Source organism: Streptomyces sp. NBC_00104, assembly GCF_045160825.1.
GTDB lineage: Bacteria > Actinomycetota > Actinomycetes > Streptomycetales > Streptomycetaceae > Streptomyces.
In genome coordinates this window covers 3,471,006-3,486,056 of sequence record NZ_CP108215.1, presented here as the reverse complement: position 1 = coordinate 3,486,056, position 15,051 = coordinate 3,471,006, and the positions used below count along the sequence as shown (strand labels likewise).

Annotated in this window: 13 protein-coding genes and 1 pseudogene; 9 read left to right on the top strand and 5 right to left on the bottom strand. The window is 70.9% G+C overall.

Annotated features, from left to right (window positions below; translation table 11 throughout):
• Window positions 1–139 precede the first annotated feature (139 nt).
• The 5 genes and pseudogenes from OG272_RS15150 to OG272_RS15130 form a co-directional block, all read right to left on the bottom strand.
• Window positions 140–618: pseudogene (locus OG272_RS15150) on the bottom strand (transposase family protein); the annotation flags it as partial.
• Between the two features lie 171 nt (window positions 619–789).
• On the bottom strand, window positions 790–1,698 hold the full coding sequence (locus tag OG272_RS15145) for an SDR family oxidoreductase (protein WP_328222990.1): 909 nt from the start codon (window positions 1,696–1,698) through the stop codon (window positions 790–792).
• Between the two features lie 530 nt (window positions 1,699–2,228).
• Window positions 2,229–2,708, bottom strand: a complete 480-nt coding sequence (locus tag OG272_RS15140; RefSeq protein WP_328222989.1) for a MarR family winged helix-turn-helix transcriptional regulator — start codon at window positions 2,706–2,708, stop codon at window positions 2,229–2,231.
• 8 nt (window positions 2,709–2,716) lie between these two features.
• Window positions 2,717–3,778 carry an alkene reductase gene (locus OG272_RS15135; protein ID WP_327729849.1) on the bottom strand — a complete coding sequence of 354 codons (1,062 nt, stop codon included), beginning with the start codon at window positions 3,776–3,778 and terminating at the stop codon, window positions 2,717–2,719.
• 77 nt (window positions 3,779–3,855) lie between these two features.
• Window positions 3,856–4,761, bottom strand: coding sequence for an NADP-dependent oxidoreductase (locus OG272_RS15130; protein ID WP_405893624.1), 906 nt, complete (start codon window positions 4,759–4,761; stop codon window positions 3,856–3,858).
• A gap of 564 nt (window positions 4,762–5,325) precedes the next feature.
• On the opposite strand from OG272_RS15130, the gene OG272_RS15125 reads away from it, so the two are divergent.
• The 9 genes from OG272_RS15125 (at window position 5,326) to OG272_RS15085 (ending at window position 15,022) form a co-directional block, all read left to right on the top strand.
• Window positions 5,326–6,375, top strand: coding sequence for a lytic transglycosylase domain-containing protein (locus tag OG272_RS15125; RefSeq protein WP_327750251.1), 1,050 nt, complete (start codon window positions 5,326–5,328; stop codon window positions 6,373–6,375).
• A gap of 152 nt (window positions 6,376–6,527) precedes the next feature.
• Window positions 6,528–7,634 carry an RNA polymerase sigma factor gene (locus OG272_RS15120; protein WP_405893622.1) on the top strand — a complete coding sequence of 369 codons (1,107 nt, stop codon included), beginning with the start codon at window positions 6,528–6,530 and terminating at the stop codon, window positions 7,632–7,634.
• Window positions 7,635–7,813: 179 nt separating this feature from the next.
• Window positions 7,814–8,758 carry an ABC transporter ATP-binding protein gene (locus OG272_RS15115; protein ID WP_326582990.1) on the top strand — a complete coding sequence of 315 codons (945 nt, stop codon included), beginning with the start codon at window positions 7,814–7,816 and terminating at the stop codon, window positions 8,756–8,758.
• Window positions 8,755–9,525 (top strand): ABC transporter permease, encoded by a 771-nt coding sequence (locus tag OG272_RS15110; protein WP_009313612.1) that lies wholly within the window; start codon window positions 8,755–8,757, stop codon window positions 9,523–9,525. The genes OG272_RS15115 and OG272_RS15110 overlap by 4 nt, the downstream gene beginning before the upstream one ends.
• Window positions 9,526–9,536: 11 nt before the next feature.
• A complete protein-coding gene (locus OG272_RS15105) occupies window positions 9,537–10,361 on the top strand; it encodes an ABC transporter permease (protein ID WP_326582991.1) in 825 nt (274 codons plus the stop codon).
• A 5-nt stretch (window positions 10,362–10,366) separates the two neighbouring features.
• Complete coding sequence (locus OG272_RS15100; RefSeq protein ID WP_326582992.1) at window positions 10,367–11,614, top strand: MCE family protein; 1,248 nt, start codon at window positions 10,367–10,369, stop codon at window positions 11,612–11,614.
• Window positions 11,611–12,648 carry an MCE family protein gene (locus OG272_RS15095; protein WP_405893621.1) on the top strand — a complete coding sequence of 346 codons (1,038 nt, stop codon included), beginning with the start codon at window positions 11,611–11,613 and terminating at the stop codon, window positions 12,646–12,648. Before OG272_RS15100 ends, OG272_RS15095 begins: the two co-directional genes overlap by 4 nt.
• Window positions 12,649–12,911: 263 nt before the next feature.
• Window positions 12,912–13,892 carry an MCE family protein gene (locus tag OG272_RS15090; RefSeq protein WP_405896023.1) on the top strand — a complete coding sequence of 327 codons (981 nt, stop codon included), beginning with the start codon at window positions 12,912–12,914 and terminating at the stop codon, window positions 13,890–13,892.
• On the top strand, window positions 13,889–15,022 hold the full coding sequence (locus tag OG272_RS15085; RefSeq protein WP_405893619.1) for an MCE family protein: 1,134 nt from the start codon (window positions 13,889–13,891) through the stop codon (window positions 15,020–15,022). The genes OG272_RS15090 and OG272_RS15085 overlap by 4 nt, the downstream gene beginning before the upstream one ends.
• Window positions 15,023–15,051 lie beyond the last annotated feature (29 nt).

The window sequence follows — 15,051 nt, the reverse complement described above, 5'->3', positions numbered from 1 at the left end:
CACCGAGCCAGCATGTTCGATCAGCCCACCATGTTTCACCCCATTATTGTTGATCACCACCTGGTGTCGCTCGGTGAGGGGAATGGCCCCAGTTCACAGGCCCTTTCCTGCCGACGACATCACGCCTCGAACCTCAGTAGTGGGCGAGGTAGGCCAAGATCGGGACGCCTTGGCGCTCACGGATGCGGATGATCCGGTGGGTGCGGGCAGCGGTCAGGTCATGAGTGAGGCCCGGCAACGCGGGTGAGAGCCACAGCAGCCGGCCACCCGGATCGGTGACCACCTGCACGTTCACGCCGTGTCGGCGGTGCTTGCCGGAATGGTCCGCCCGTCCCTCGCCGACCCGGTCGCACCCGGCGGGGCGCTGTCCTGCAGGACGAAGTCCGCTTCGCTCTCGCGCAGGACCTTCAGCAGACCCGGCGCACCGTCGGCGAGCAGGTCGATGACCGGACTGGTGAAGGCGTCGGCGGTGGACTCGCTGATCCCGAACCCGTTGGCGATCTTCGCCAGGGTGGTGTGCTCGCCCAGGTACACCAGTGCCGCCGTCGCACGCTGAGGCGGACGCAGCTTGCAGCGCTCGTCGCCCTCACGGGTGACGACGAGCATGGTCACCCGCATCTGCGCCGTGGAGAGCCCGTCGCTGCTGAGGAAGTGTCCCGGCGATGGCGAGGGTCGAGGAAACGGCCCCGATGGGTTCCGGGTGCGGTAGGAACGTACGGCGATCTGTCAGAGCGGTTCCTCCCCCTCATCGGTTGGCCGTCCGGGCGGCCGGACCGGCATGCGGGCCGGTCACCGGTGCTGCGCCGTGCGCAGTTCGTCCGTGTACCGGCCGAGGGCGTCCTCGGCGGTGGGGGCGGGGCCGAACAGCTGCTCCTGGCGGCGGGGGTCGGCGACGTAGCGGCCGCTGTCGAACCAGCTGAACATCGCGGCCATGTCCTTGACCAGAGGCATGAAGCGGCCGGCGACGGCGCCTGCGGCGCGGGCTACGACGGAGGGGACGGTCCACACCTTGATCTTCTTTCCGGCCTGGTGGCCCATCAGGTCGGCCATCTCGCGCATGCTGACCGGTCGGTCCCAGCCGATGTCGATGCGCTCACCGTTGTCTGCCTCGGCGTCGACGGCGACCGCCAGGTACGCCGCGAGATCGGAGGTGTGGACGAAGGTCAGCGGGGCGGTGGTCTTGCCGATCCATATCAGGCGGCCCTTGTCGATCGGGTTGCCCGCCATGGTCGCGATCTGGTCGAGGAATGCCCCCGGGCGCAGTGCGACGAACGGGACGCCGAGTTGTTCGAGCCTGTCCTCGGCGATCTTCTTGTGCCAGAAGTGCGGGACTTGGGGCGTCCGGTCGCTGGTGAGGATGCTGGTCAGGACGAACCGCCGGACGCCGGCGCGGTGGGCTGCCTCGGCGAGGTTGGCGTTGCCGACGGTGTCGATGTCGTGCGCGTTCTTGCCGCCGCGGGTGTAGCCGGCAGCGGTGGTGATGACGGCATCGGCTCCGTTCATGGCGGCGACGAGCGAGTCGAGGTCGAGCATGTCGCCGCGGGCGATCTCGACACCCAGGCTTTCGAGCCTGCTCGCGTCGGTGGTCGGCCGGACCAGGGCGCGGATGTTCTTACCGCGCTTGAGCAGTTCGTCGACGACCTTGCCGCCGAGGGAGCCGGTCGCGCCGACGACGAGGACGGGGAGGGTGGTGGTCATGGGGGTCTCACTTTCCATCAGGTCAGTGGTGTGGGGAATGGGGTGGGCGGGGCCGTGGTGGTCGCGGGAGGTGGGCGCCGTGGGCCCGGTTGTGCTCAGGGGCTGGCCTGTGATGGGCGGATCCACGGCGCGCGCCACCGCCGGCCTGCGGGAGGTTGCGGGGGTCGAAGGTGACCCGGACGCGGGTGACGCGGCCATCCTTCATGCGGGCCGGCCGGCGACGGGAAGGGCTCGCCTGGTGTCGCCCTGCCCCGAGTGAGTTCCGTCCTGCCTCCACCGGGGCAGCTCGCGCTCGCCCCTCACCCTGAGGCCCCGTTCACCCCGGTTCTCCCCGACGTACCGGGGTGAACGGGCGGGTTCCGTCACATCCGCCGACTAGGCTCGCCGGGCCTTCTTCGGACAGCCGGGGAGCCTGGCTCCGTCCAGCACGGGCCTTCGGGGGCCGAGTGCGCTGCGGCACTGTCCCCTTCGCGGGAAGGCCGGAAACGATGCGCACTCCAGGCCGGAACCGGGGTGCGGGCCCAGGGGAGCTACTCGGACTCTTCCGCCGCGACGTCACCGCTGTTGATCGCGTCGGTGATGGCGTAGGCGATACGGACGAAGGACTCCGCCTGCTGCGCCGACAGGTTCAGCGCGGAGGTCCTTTCCAGGGCCCGCCACATGGCCGCCAGGGGCTCGCGCAACGCCCGGCCCTTGTCGGTGAGGTGGACGACCATGACACGCCGGTCGTGTGCGGCCGGCTCGCGCACGAGCAGACCGGCGTCCTGCATGCGGCGCAGGGACTTGGAGACGGTGGAGTGGTCCAGGCCGACGCTTTCGAGCAGCTCGGACTGGGTCTGGCCGTCCCGGTCGAGGAGTTGCATGAGCAGCAGTTCCTGTCCGGGGTGCAGGTCCATCCCGCGGAGCATGACGGCGGCGCGGGCGCGGTGAGCACGGGCGAGCTGGAAGATCGCGTAGCTCATCGGCCCCTCGCCGGCCGTGGAGGGGGTGCGGTGGGTGGAGGCGGGCATGCGGTTCCTCAGACGGTGTGGGTGGGGTAGTCGGTGTAGCCGGCCACTCCGCCGCCGTAGAAGGTCGCCGGGTCGGGGGTGTTCAGCGGCGCGTCAGAGCGTAGCCGCTCGACGAGGTCCGGGTTGGCGAGCGCGAGGGCGCCGACGGAGACGAGGTCGGCCGTGCCGTTGTCGACGTCCTTGGCGCGGGTGGGCAGGTCGGTGCCGGCCCGGTTGAGGATCAGCGTGGTCGGCCACAGCGCGCGCAGGGTGCCCAGCAGCTCCTCGTCGCCCGCGTGCATCACGTGGAGGTAGGCGAGGCCGAGCGGGCTCAGGGCGCGCAGGAGCGCCGGATACAGCTCGGCGGTGTCGGACTCGGCGATGTCGTTGAAGGGGTTGCCGGGGGAGATGCGCAGGCCGGTGCGGTCGGCGCCGATCTCGTCGGCCACGGCAGCGGCGACCTCGACGGCGAAGCGGATGCGGTTGTCGAGGGAACCGCCGTAGCGGTCGGTGCGCTGGTTGGTGTTGTCGGACAGGAACTGGTGCACCAGGTAGCCGTTGGCGCCGTGGATCTCCACGCCGTCGGCGCCTGCCGCGACGGCGGCCGCCGCGGCGCGGCGGAAGTCGTCGACGGTCGCCGCGACCTCCTGCGTCGACAGAGCACGGGGTGCCGGCATCTCCTGGGGCCCGGACATGGTGAACATCGCGCCCTGCGGCCGGATCGCCGAAGGGGCGACCGGCTGACGGCCGTGCGGGGTGTTGTCGGGGTGGGCGATACGTCCGGTGTGCATCAGCTGGATGACGATCCGGCCGTCGGCCGCGTGCACGGCGTCGGTGACCTTGCGCCACCCGGCGATCTGCTCGTCATTGTGGATGCCGGGGGTGAGGAGGTAGCCCTGGCCGTCCGTGGAGGGCTGGGTTCCCTCGGTGATGATGAGCGCGTGCGAGGCCCGCTGGGCGTAGTACTCGGCGTTCAGCTCGGTCGGTACGCCTTCAGGTGTGGAGCGGTCACGGGTCATCGGGGCCATGACCAGGCGGTGCGGGAGGGAGATGCCACCGACGGTGGTCGGTGTCCACAGGGCGTTCAGCATGAAGGGTCCTTCGGTGCGGTGATGAACAGGTGGTGATCGGGAGAGCGGGGGCGTGGCGGAAGTAGGGGCGGGCGTGCTCAGTCGACGGTGAGGACGAGCTTGCCCCGGACATGCCCGGCGTCGCTGACCTGCTGGGCCGTGGCGGCCTGGGCGAGCGGGTAGGCGGTGACGGTGGTGACGACCTTGCCGGTCGCGGCGTCCTGGGCCAGGGCGGCCAGGCGGGCGGCCGAGCGTTCCTGGCCACCGCTGGCGAAGGTGATGCCGAGCTGATGCGCGCGGAAGTCGGCGATGGTGACGATGCGCTCGGTGCCGCCCCGCAGGGTGATGGAGTCCTCGAGGGCTCCCTTCCCGGCCAGGTCGAACACCGCGTCCACGCCGTCGGGGGCGAGCGCCCGGACCCGCTCGACCAGGCCCTCGCCGTACACGGTCGCGGTGGCGCCGAGCGAGGCGAGGTATTCCTGGTTGGCGGGGCCGGCGGTGCCGATGACCCGCGCTCCGCGGGCCGTGGCGAGCTGGACCGCCAGGGTTCCGACCGCTCCGGCCGCGCCGTGCATCAGTATGGTCTCCCCGGCGGCGACGCCCAGCAGGTTCAGGACCCGCTCGGCCGTCTCGCCCGCCACCGGCAGCGCGACCGCGTGCTGCCAGTCGAGGTCGGTGGGCTTGGGAGCCACGGTGGTGGCCAGCGCGTACTCGGCGTACGCGCCGGTGTCCGACCAGCCCAGTACCTCATCGCCCACCTGCACGTCCTGCACGCCCTCACCCAGGGCGTCCACCACGCCGGCGAGCTCGTGACCGGGGACGGAGGGGAGCGGCGTGGGGAACACGGCCTCCAGAGCCCCGGAGCGGATCTTGCCGTCCAGCGCGTTCAGCCCGGCCGCCTTGACACGGACGCGGACCTGCCCGGGGCCGGGCAGTGGGACCTCGATGTCCGCCTCGCGCAGCACTTCCGTGCCTCCGAAACGGTCGAACAGGATGGCTTTCACGACGACTCCTCTCGCGCCACCACCCATTTAGGTGGCTGGACACATAACCAACGTAACAGCAAACATGTGGCTGGCCAAGTATTTGCTGTCGCTCGGGCTGTGCGAGATCGGGCGCGGGCGCGTCGGTCTCCTCGAGGCGGCGAGACCCTGGCGGTGCGCGGCTCTTTTCTGGTTCAGGGCCCGGGTCGGCTCGCGGTCGGCCGCCTGGGTGGCCTCCGACTTGCTTCCCTCTCCTCCTTCGTCGTCGAGCCCCAGGTCGTGCTCTGGGCCCGTGGATACCCCTCGGTGCCATGCTGATCTGCGAGCCCCGCCCGGCGCGCACCGAAGGTGTGCTGGGCTGCTGACCTGCGGAAACGTCTCATCAGGGGCTGGGCTTTGGCCCAGCGGACTGAATCCGCTGCCCGTGAGGGGCCACGGAGTTGCTGCCGAGGCCGGCCGGAACTACGGGGAGACGGCCGACACTGTTCCCCTGCGTGCTCCTCCTCCGGCGACGGACGCACCGACCGTCCGCGTAGAGCAGAGGACGGAATCCGTACAGGGAGGGGCCGCGAGGTGGCGGTGCGCATGTTGTTCAGGACGGTCGGTACGGCGAGAGGGGCATTCAGAGGGACCAGATACACGGCGATCGCGGCGGCGATGGCCGCGCTGACCGCCTCCCAGGCGCCGGGGCCCTCGGCGCAGGCCGCGGAGCCGGTGCGGAACGCGGCGCGCGCCGAGCACGGGCCGAGTGTGTCCGGCGACGACCCGTACCGCACCCGGCTTCCGCCACTGCGGGCCGGGAAGTCCGACGAGGACACCGCCGCGGGGCCGGCCGGCGGCGCACTGCCCGCGACCGTGTTCGCCGCGTACCGGCGCGCCGAGTCGGAGCTCGCGGGCACCGCACCGGGATGCCGGCTGGAGTGGCAGTTGCTGGCCGCCATCGGCCAGGTGGAGTCGGGTCATGCGCGCGGCGGCCGGGTGACCTCGGACGGCACGACCGTGACACCGATCCTCGGCCCCCGGCTGAACGGCGGCGCCTTCGCGGTCATCCGGGACACCGACGGCGGCCGGTACGACGGGGACACGGCGTACGACCGGGCGGTCGGCCCGATGCAGTTCATCCCGTCGACCTGGACCCGCTGGGGCAAGGACGGCAACGGCGACGGACGGGCCGATCCGAACAACGTCTTCGACGCGGCGCTCGCCGCCGGGCGCTATCTGTGCGCGGGCGGGAGGGACCTCTCCGACCCCGCCGACCTGGATCGGGCCGTCCTCGGTTACAACCACTCGTCGGCCTATCTGCGCACGGTCAGGGCCTGGTACGCGTACTTCCTGACAGGGCATCGGGTGGTGCCGGACCGGAGCGACGCCGGGACGGCCGCGCGCCCCGAGACGCCACGGGCGAGCAGCACGCGTAAACCCTCGCCGAGGCCGTCCGAGCACCCGAGCGCGCGCCCGTCCCCCGCGCCGTCCACGGCGCCCGCCTCGCCCTCCCCTTCTCCCGCCCCGTCCCGTCCGGCGGCCGGAGGGGAGGAGGAGCCGGCCGTCCCCGTACCCGATCCGGGCGTGGAGCTGCCCGGCGACGACGTGCTGCCCGGCACGGTCCCCCGGTCACCCGCGGTACCGGCCCGCTGACCAGCAACAGTGAGGACACGATGCGCCCGCCCCCCTCCACAACCACGGATACCGGGCGGTAATGTCGCCCCCCGCCGGACGGCACGAGACGGCGGAGTGAGCGCGAAGGGGCCCTCATGGCGACGGACATGCCTGCTGAGACAGAGGCGGCCATGGCTGCTGGGACAGAGGCGGACCACAACCGTTGGCAGCGCATGTGGAGCCACCGCGAGCAGTTGCTCAAGGTGGCCCGGCGCAGGTCGATGAGCCCGGAGGACGCCGAGGACGCCGTGCACGAGGCGATGCTGCGCGCCGCCGAGCGCCCGGACCTCGACGACGAGCGCCTCGGCGCCTGGCTGACGACCGTGACCATGCGGCTGTGCGTCGACCGGTACCGGCAGGTCAACCGTGAGGCCGAGGTGCGCACCAGTCCCACGCTGATCGCCCCGGGCCCGGTGCCCGTCGAGGAGGCGGTGTGCGACCGTGCCGAGGCGAAGTGGCTGGCCGTGCGCAGCGGGGAGCTGCCCGCCCGCCAGGCGGAGGCGCTGCGGCTCAAGTCCGAGGACCTGGACGTCGGCCAGGTCGCCACGGAGATGGGGCTGAGCTACCGGACCGTCGAGTCGCTGCTCGCCCGGGCCCGGCGGACGCTGCGCGCCTCGCTGGCCGGGACGCTCGGCGTGGTGCTGTTCCTGCTCGGGCGCGGACGGCCGCGGGGAGGCGGGAGGGTACAGGCCGTGGCCGTCGCCTCGACGGCGGCGACCCTGGCGGTGGCGGGGTTCGTGTTGCCGTACGCACTCGACGGGGGCGGGGGAGGAGGCGGTGCGGCTCCGCGGCCCTCCGTGTCCGGGCCCTCGGAGTCGCTCACGACCGACGGGGGTGGCCCGGTGCGCGCGCCGGAGCCGCGCGAGGAGTCGCCCGCGTCGAGGGCTCCCGGTGACGGTCCGGCGGGATCCGCGTCCGACGACGGATCGATGCTGCCGCTGTCCGTGCCGCCCTTGCCGGAGGTCTCGGTCTCCCCGCTTCCGCTGCTGCCGGCGCCCGGCGTTCCCGGCGTCCCCGGGGTTCCGAGCGTGCCGGAGCTGCCGGACACCCCGGACACCCCGGACACCCCGGACATACTTCATATCCCCGGGGTGCCGGATGCCCCCGGTGTGCCGGCCGAGTCCGCCGTTGCCTCGGTGTCGCCGGTGTCGCCGTTGTCGTCGGTTCCGGACACCTCCGTCGTCGTACCGTCCGCTTCCTCCTCCGCTTCCCCCTCCACCGCGACCGTGCTTCCGTAGACACGCAGGTCCGGCGGCCGATAAGGCCGCATGGCCGGCCGTCGGGCCGCCCGTCCGCACACCGTCCGCGAGCCCGTCCGTAAACCCGTCCGAAAAAAATCGGCCTCGTCGCGACGGACGCCCCGCCCCTCCCCGTAGAGCAGATGTCGGAGCTGCTCCACGGCTGAAGGGTGGACCGGATGGGTGTCGAGATCTGTGTGGAAGGGCTGACCAAGTCCTTCGGCCACCAGGTCATCTGGCAGGACGTCTCGCTGACGCTGCCCGCCGGGGAGGTATCGGTCATGCTCGGCCCCTCGGGCACGGGCAAGTCGGTGTTCCTCAAGACGCTCGTCGGGCTGCTGAAGCCGGAACGCGGCTCGGTCAAGGTCGCCGGGCGGGACATCACCAAGCTCCGTGAGCACGAGCTGTACGAGGTGCGGAAGCTCTTCGGGGTGCTGTTCCAGGACGGCGCGCTGTTCGGCTCGATGAACCTGTACGACAACATCGCCTTCCCGCTGCGCGAGCACACCCGGAAGTCGGAGAGCCAGATCCGGCGCATCGTGCTGGAGAAGATGGACATGGTCGGGCTGATCGGCGCCGAGGAGAAGCTGCCCGGCGAGATCTCCGGCGGTATGCGCAAACGGGCCGGGCTGGCACGGGCCCTGGTGCTGGACCCCGAGATCATCCTCTTCGACGAGCCCGACTCGGGCCTCGACCCCGTACGCGTCGCCTACCTCAACCAGCTGATCGTCGACCTCAACGCGCAGATCGACGCCACCTTCCTGATCGTCACGCACGACATCGCCTCGGCCCGCCAGGTGCCGGACAACATCGGACTGCTGTTCCGGCGTGAGCTGGTGATGTTCGGCCCTCGCGAGAAGCTGCTGTCCAGCGACGAGCCCGTCGTACGGCAGTTCCTCAACGGCCGGATGCAGGGGCCGATCGGCATGGCGGAGGAGAAGGACGCCGCCCAGGTCGAGCAGGAGCTGGCCCAGCTCGGCGACGGCGAGCCCACCACGACGCCCGGCAGTCAGGAGCTGCCTCCCCGCCTGCTGCCGGGTCCGGGCATCACCAGGCCGCCCCGCTGGGAGGCCATCGCGCAGCGGGAGGCCGCATCGCACCGGAAGGAGGTGGCCGGAGCATGAGCCTGTCGCCGACCGGAGCGCTGCGGCACTCGGGCAACCTGTTCGCGATGGCGCTGGACGTCGTGCGGACCATCCCCCGACGGCCTTTCCAAGCGCGGGAGTTCATCCAGCAGGCGTGGTTCGTCGCGAGCGTCACGATCCTGCCGACGGCCCTGGTGTCGATCCCCTTCGGGGCCGTCATCGCCCTCCAGATAGGCAGCCTGACCCGGCAGCTCGGCGCCCAGTCCTTCGCGGGTGCCGCCTCCGTCCTCGCCGTCCTGCGGGAGGCCTCGCCGATCGTCACCGCGCTGCTGATCGCGGGCGCGGGCGGCACGGCGATCTGCGCGGACCTCGGGGCGCGCAAGATCCGGGACGAGATCGACGCCATGCAGGTACTCGGCATCGACCCGATCCACCGGCTGGTCGTACCCCGCGTCCTGGCCTCCATGGTGGTGGCCGTGCTGCTCAACGGCCTGGTGTCGGTCGTGGGCGTGGCCGGCGGCTACTTCTTCAACGTGATCCTCCAGAACGGCACGCCCGGCGCGTATCTGGCGTCCTTCACCACCCTCGCCCAGCTCTCCGACCTGTGGGCGGCAGAGGTGAAGGCGCTGGTGTTCGGGGCGATCGCCGGGATCGTCGCCTCGTACAAGGGGCTCACCGCGAAGGGCGGCCCCAAGGGCGTCGGCGACGCGGTCAACCAGTCCGTGGTGATCACCTTCATGTTGCTGTTCGTGACGAACTTCGTGATGACCGCGGTGTACTTCCAAGTCGTCCCGCAGAGGGGCTGAGGGAACCGACGATGCGACCTCTACGACTCCTCGACCGCCCGCTCCGCTCGCTGGAGGAGCTGGGCGTCCAACTCTCCTTCTACGGCCGCTCGCTCGCGTGGACGGGCCGCACCCTGCGCCGCTACAAGAAGGAGATCGTGCGGCTGCTCGCCGAGGTGAGCTTCGGGCGCGGGGCGCTGGCCGTCGTCGGCGGCACCGTCGGCGTCATCGCCTTCCTGTCGTTCTTCACCGGCACCGAGGTGGGCCTCCAGGGCTACGCGGCCCTCAACCAGCTCGGCACCTCCAACTTCGTGGCCTTCCTGTCGGCGTACTTCAACACCCGGGAGATCGCCCCGCTGGTGGCCGGGCTCGCCCTGTCCGCCACGGTCGGCGCCGGCTTCACCGCACAGCTCGGAGCGATGCGGATCAGTGAGGAGACCGACGCCCTTGAGGTGATGGGCGTGCCCTCGCTGCCGTTCCTGGTGACCACCAGGATGGTCGCCGGTTTCGTCGCCGTGATCCCGCTGTACGTGATCGGCCTGCTGTCCTCCTACCTCGCCGCCCGCACCATCACCACCGTCTACTACGGGCAGTCGACCGGCACGTACGACCACTACTTCCACCAGTACCTGCCGCCCGTCGACGTGCTGTGGTCCTTCGGCAAGGTGATCGTCTTCGCCGTACTGATCATCCTGGTGCACTGCTACTACGGCTACTACGCGAGCGGCGGACCCGCCGGGGTCGGCGTCGCCGTGGGCCGTGCGGTGCGGACGTCGATCGTCGCCATCAACGTCCTGGACTTCTTTCTGAGCCTCGCGATCTGGGGCGCCAACACGACCGTACGGATCGCGGGGTGAGGTCGATGAGAGTACTGAGACTTCGGTTGTACGGCATCGCCTTCGTGGCCGTGCTCGCGCTGTTGCTGTCGCTCGCCGTGGCCGTCTACCAGCAGGCGTTCACCTCGGTGGTGCGCATCACGCTGGAGGCCGGCAGCCTCGGCAACCAGCTGGATCCGCGCGCCGACGTCAAGCTGCGCGGGCTGCTGGTCGGCGAGGTGCGCTCGGTGCGCGCGGACGGCGAGAAGGCGACCCTCGACATCGCGCTCAAGCCGGAGTACGTCACGTCCATCCCGTCGGACGTGCACGCCCGGCTGCTGCCCAAGACGCTGTTCGGCGAGAAGTACGTCGATCTCGTGGCACCGCGCGGTTCCTCGGCCCGGCCCATCCGCGCAGGGGACGTCATCACCCAGGACCGTACGAAGGCGGGCATGGAACTGCAGCGGTTGCTGAACGACCTGCTGCCGCTGCTGCGCACGGTCGAGCCGGCCGAACTGAACGCCACGCTCTCGGCGTTCGCCACCGCGCTGGAGGGCCGCGGCGACCGGATCGGCGACAACCTCACCCGCGTCGAAAGCTATCTGCGCCGCCTCAACCCGCATCTGCCGTCCCTCAAGGAGGACATCTCGCGCTTCGCCGATGTCACCGAGGTGTACGGGGACGCGGCGCCCGACCTGATGCGGATCCTGCGGAACACGGTCACCACCAGCCGCACGATCGTCGAGAAGAAGGACCGGCTGGCCGCCGCGCTCCGCACCACGGCGACCGTCGCGGGCACCGGTGAGGACTTCTTCGACGCGAACGGCGACCGGCTGATCACCCTGGGCCGGGTCTCCCGGCCCACCCTGGAGCTGTTCGCCCGCTACTCACCCGAGTACCCCTGCCTCCTCGAAGGCCTGGTCCGTCAGGAGAAGGCGTCCCAGGAGGCGTTCCGGGGCGGCCGGATGCGGATCACCCTCGAAGTCGTACGCCCGCAGGCCGCGTACGAGCCCGGCGAGGAGCCGCGTTACGCCGAGCGGTCCGGGCCGAACTGCCGGGGTCTGCCCCGTCCACAGGTGCCCGCACCCCACACGGAGCTCAACGACGGTACGTCGCCCGGTGGTTCGGGCGGCGCCCTGCCCTCAGGTGTCGACGTGTCCGCCACCGAGGCCGAGCAGCGGGCCGTGGGCTCGCTCGTGGCCCCCGCCATGGGCGTACCGGCGGACGAGGTGCCGCCCGTCGCGACCCTGCTGTTCGGCCCGCTGGCCCGGGGAACGGCGGTGAGCGTCGCATGAGGAGCACAGGAGCCCGTCAAGCCGCCGCCCCGCTGGTGAAGTTCGGCCTCTTCGCACTGGTCACGATCCTGGCGACGGCCCTGCTCGCCGCCACCATCGTCAACATCTCCTTCGCGCCGAAGGACACGTACCGGGCGGTGTTCAGCGATGTGACCGGCCTGGAGGAGGGCGACGACATCCGCGTGGCCGGGGTGCGGGTCGGCGAGGTCGAGGGCATCCGGATCAAGGACCGGACGCTGGCCGAGGTCACCTTCACGGTCACCGCGGACCGTCCACTGCTCACCAGTACCGGCGCGGTCGTCCGCTACCGGAACCTGGTCGGGCAGCGGTACATCGCGCTCACCGAGGGCGCCGGCGACAGCACCCGGCTGCGGCCCGGCGGCACCATCCCGCTGTCCAGGACCCAGCCCGCGCTGGACCTCAACGCGCTGCTGAACGGCTTCAAGCCGCTGTTCGCCGCGCTCAGCCCGAACGACGTCAACCAGCTCGCCACCGAGATCATCAAAACCCTGCAGGGCGAGGGCGGCACGGTGAACAGCCTCCTCGCGCACACGGCGTCGCTCACCACGACGCTCGCCGACCGCGACGAGCTGATCGGATCCGTGATCGACAATCTCAACTCCGTACTGAAGACGCTCGACGAGCGCGGTGGCCGTTTCTCCGGACTGCTGAAGCAACTGCGGCGGGTGATCTCCGGACTGTCCACCGACCGCAAGCCCATCGGGAAGTCCGTGGTGAGCATCGGCGACCTCACGGAGGCCACGTCGGGGCTCCTGCACGACGCCCGCCCGCCGCTGACGGACGACATCGCCGAGCTGGGCGAGCTCACCGGAACGCTGAACAGGAACGAGAAGACCGTGGAGGGCGTGCTGAAGCGGCTGCCGAACAAGCTCACCGAGCTGACGGGGACGGCGTCCTACGGCTCGTGGTTCAACTTCTACCTCTGCGACTTCGACGGCCGGATCGTGCTGCCGAAGACGGAGCAGGTGCTCACCCCCGAGTTCCACGTGGCGCGGGCGAGGTGCGGCGCATGAGGATCCGCATCGCGGCGCGCAGGACGCGGCGCCACCGCCCCGAGCCCCTGATGAAGGTGCGCGTCCTGCCACCGAGGCTGCCCGGGCTGTCGAAGCCGCTCGGCCTGCCGAAGCGGCTGCTCGGCCTGTCGCGGCTGCTCGGACTGCCGAAGCCGCGGCTCCTGCCGCGCGGGAAGCGACGCCCCGAGCCCCTGATGAAGGTGCGCGTCCTGCCACCGAGGCTGCCGAGGCTGAGACTGCCCCGGAAGGCGGGCGGCCCGCGGCTGAAGCCGTTCCGGGACCGCAACCCCGTGGTCGTCGGCGCGGTCGGGCTCACCACCCTCGCGCTGCTGGCCGTGGCCGCGTTCAACGCCGACAGCCTGCCGGTGATCGGCGGTGGCGAGACGTACAGCGCCGCCTTCTCGGAGGCGGGCGGCCTCAAGCCGGGCGACGAGGTGCGGATCGCCGGGGTCAAGGTCGGCAAGGTCGAGGACGTCGATCTCGACGGCGACCACGTCAAGGTGACCTTCAAGGTCAAGGACGACCCCGGCTTCGGCCCCGACACCGGAGCCTCCATCCGGGTCAAGACGATCCTCGGCGCGAAGTACCTGGCGCTGCACCCGAAGGGACCGGGCCGACTGGAGCCGGGCAGCGAGATCCCGCTGCGGCGGACGGTGTCCGCGTACGACGTCGTGCAGGCGTTCAGCGACCTGACGACCACGACGGAGGAGGTCGACACGGAGCAGCTCGCGAAGGCGCTGGACACGATCTCCACCACCTTCCAGGACTCGCCCGCGGAGGTCCGGGCCTCCATCAAGGGACTGTCACGGATCTCCCGGACGGTGGCCTCGCGCGACAAGGCGCTGCGCGGGCTCCTCGACCACGCGAACGGGGTCACCGAGGTGCTGGCCGAGCACTCGAAAGACTTCTCCGCGCTGGTGAAGGACGGCGACAAGCTGTTCAAGGAGATCAGCAAGCGGCGCGCCGCGATCCACAAACTGCTCAAGAACTCCGCCCTGCTGGGCATCGAGCTCTCCGGCCTGGTCGAGGACAACCGGGAGGAGATCGGGCCCGCGCTCAAGAACCTCAACACCTTCGTCAGGATGCTCGAACGCAACCAGGCGAGCCTGGACCGCAGCGTCAAGCTGCTCGCGCCCTATGTCCGGGTCTTCACCAACACCCTCGGCAACGGCCAGTGGTTCGACTCCTACGTCCAGAACCTGGTCGCCGCCCCGGTGGTGCCACGTACGGGAGGCTCACGATGACCAGGCGCTCGCCCGTCCCGCGCACCCTGGTACTGCTCATCGCGCTCGCGGTCCTCGCCGCGCTCGCCGTCGTCCTGTGGCCGCGCCCCCAGGCCGTCCGGGTCACGGCGTACTTCCCGCGCACCGTCGGTATCTACCCCGGCTCGGACGTCCGCGTCCTCGGCGTCCGCATCGGCGAGGTCAAGCGGATCACGCCGGAGGGCGGCCGGGTGCGCGTCGAGCTGGAGTACGAGGAGGGCCGCAGGCTGCCCGCGGACGCGCAGGCCGCCATCATCAACTCCTCGGTGGTCAGCGACCGTTACGTGCAGCTGCTGCCGGTGTACCGCAGGGGCCCGGTGCTGCGGGACGGCGACGTCATTCCCGAGTCGCGCACGGCCGTCCCCGTCGAGCTGGACCGGATCTTCGACAGCCTGCACACCACGTCCGAGGCGCTTGGCCCGAAGGGCGCGAACAAGGACGGCTCGCTGTCGCGGCTGCTGGGCGTGAGCGCGGACAACCTCGAAGGCCAGGGCGAGAACCTCAACCAGACCGTCGAGGACCTCTCGCAGGCCGTCACCACCCTGTCCGACGGGCGGGGTGACCTGTTCGGCACCGTACAGAATCTCCAGGTGTTCACGGCCGCGCTGGCGGCCGACGACGAGAGCGTGCGGTCGTTCAACGGCAGCCTCGCCACAGTGGCGGAGCAGCTCGCCGGAGAGCGCAAGGACCTCGCGGCGGCGCTGGAGCACCTGGGTGCGGCACTCGGCGACGTGTCGGAGTTCGTGAAGAAGAACAAGAAGTCGCTGACCTCGAACGTGCGGGGCCTCAGCAAGGTCACCAAGGTCCTGGTCACCCAACGCGCCGCGTTGGAGGAGCTGTTGGAGGTCGCCCCCGCGGGTCTGTCGAACCTGCAGAACGCCTACAACGCCTCCGCCGGCACGCTCGACACCCGCAACAACCCCGAGGAGCCGCAGGACCCGGCGTCCCTCCTGTGCTCCCTTCTGAAGACGACCGGGGACGAGGGCGGCAAGAACCCCGACTGCGCGGAGCTGGAGAAGCTCTTCGACTCCCTGCCCGAGGTACCGACGGCCCCCGCCACGACGGGCACGGTCGACCGCACGCTCGGCGGAATCCTGGAGGCCCGAGCATGAGCCGACGCGTGAGCCCGAGCATGAGCCGA

Excerpts from the sequence above, each read along its gene's own strand:
- OG272_RS15145 (WP_328222990.1), bottom strand. The coding sequence starts at position 1,698 with ATGACCACCACCCTCCCCGTCCTCGTCGTCGGCGCGACCGGCTCCCTC.
- OG272_RS15140 (WP_328222989.1), bottom strand. The coding sequence starts at position 2,708 with ATGCCCGCCTCCACCCACCGCACCCCCTCCACGGCCGGCGAGGGGCCG.
- OG272_RS15135 (WP_327729849.1), bottom strand. The coding sequence starts at position 3,778 with ATGCTGAACGCCCTGTGGACACCGACCACCGTCGGTGGCATCTCCCTC.
- OG272_RS15125 (WP_327750251.1), top strand. The coding sequence starts at position 5,326 with ATGTTGTTCAGGACGGTCGGTACGGCGAGAGGGGCATTCAGAGGGACC.
- OG272_RS15120 (WP_405893622.1), top strand. The coding sequence starts at position 6,528 with ATGGCTGCTGGGACAGAGGCGGACCACAACCGTTGGCAGCGCATGTGG.
- OG272_RS15115 (WP_326582990.1), top strand. The coding sequence starts at position 7,814 with ATGGGTGTCGAGATCTGTGTGGAAGGGCTGACCAAGTCCTTCGGCCAC.
- OG272_RS15110 (WP_009313612.1), top strand. The coding sequence starts at position 8,755 with ATGAGCCTGTCGCCGACCGGAGCGCTGCGGCACTCGGGCAACCTGTTC.
- OG272_RS15105 (WP_326582991.1), top strand. The coding sequence starts at position 9,537 with ATGCGACCTCTACGACTCCTCGACCGCCCGCTCCGCTCGCTGGAGGAG.
- OG272_RS15100 (WP_326582992.1), top strand. The coding sequence starts at position 10,367 with ATGAGAGTACTGAGACTTCGGTTGTACGGCATCGCCTTCGTGGCCGTG.
- OG272_RS15095 (WP_405893621.1), top strand. The coding sequence starts at position 11,611 with ATGAGGAGCACAGGAGCCCGTCAAGCCGCCGCCCCGCTGGTGAAGTTC.
- OG272_RS15085 (WP_405893619.1), top strand. The coding sequence starts at position 13,889 with ATGACCAGGCGCTCGCCCGTCCCGCGCACCCTGGTACTGCTCATCGCG.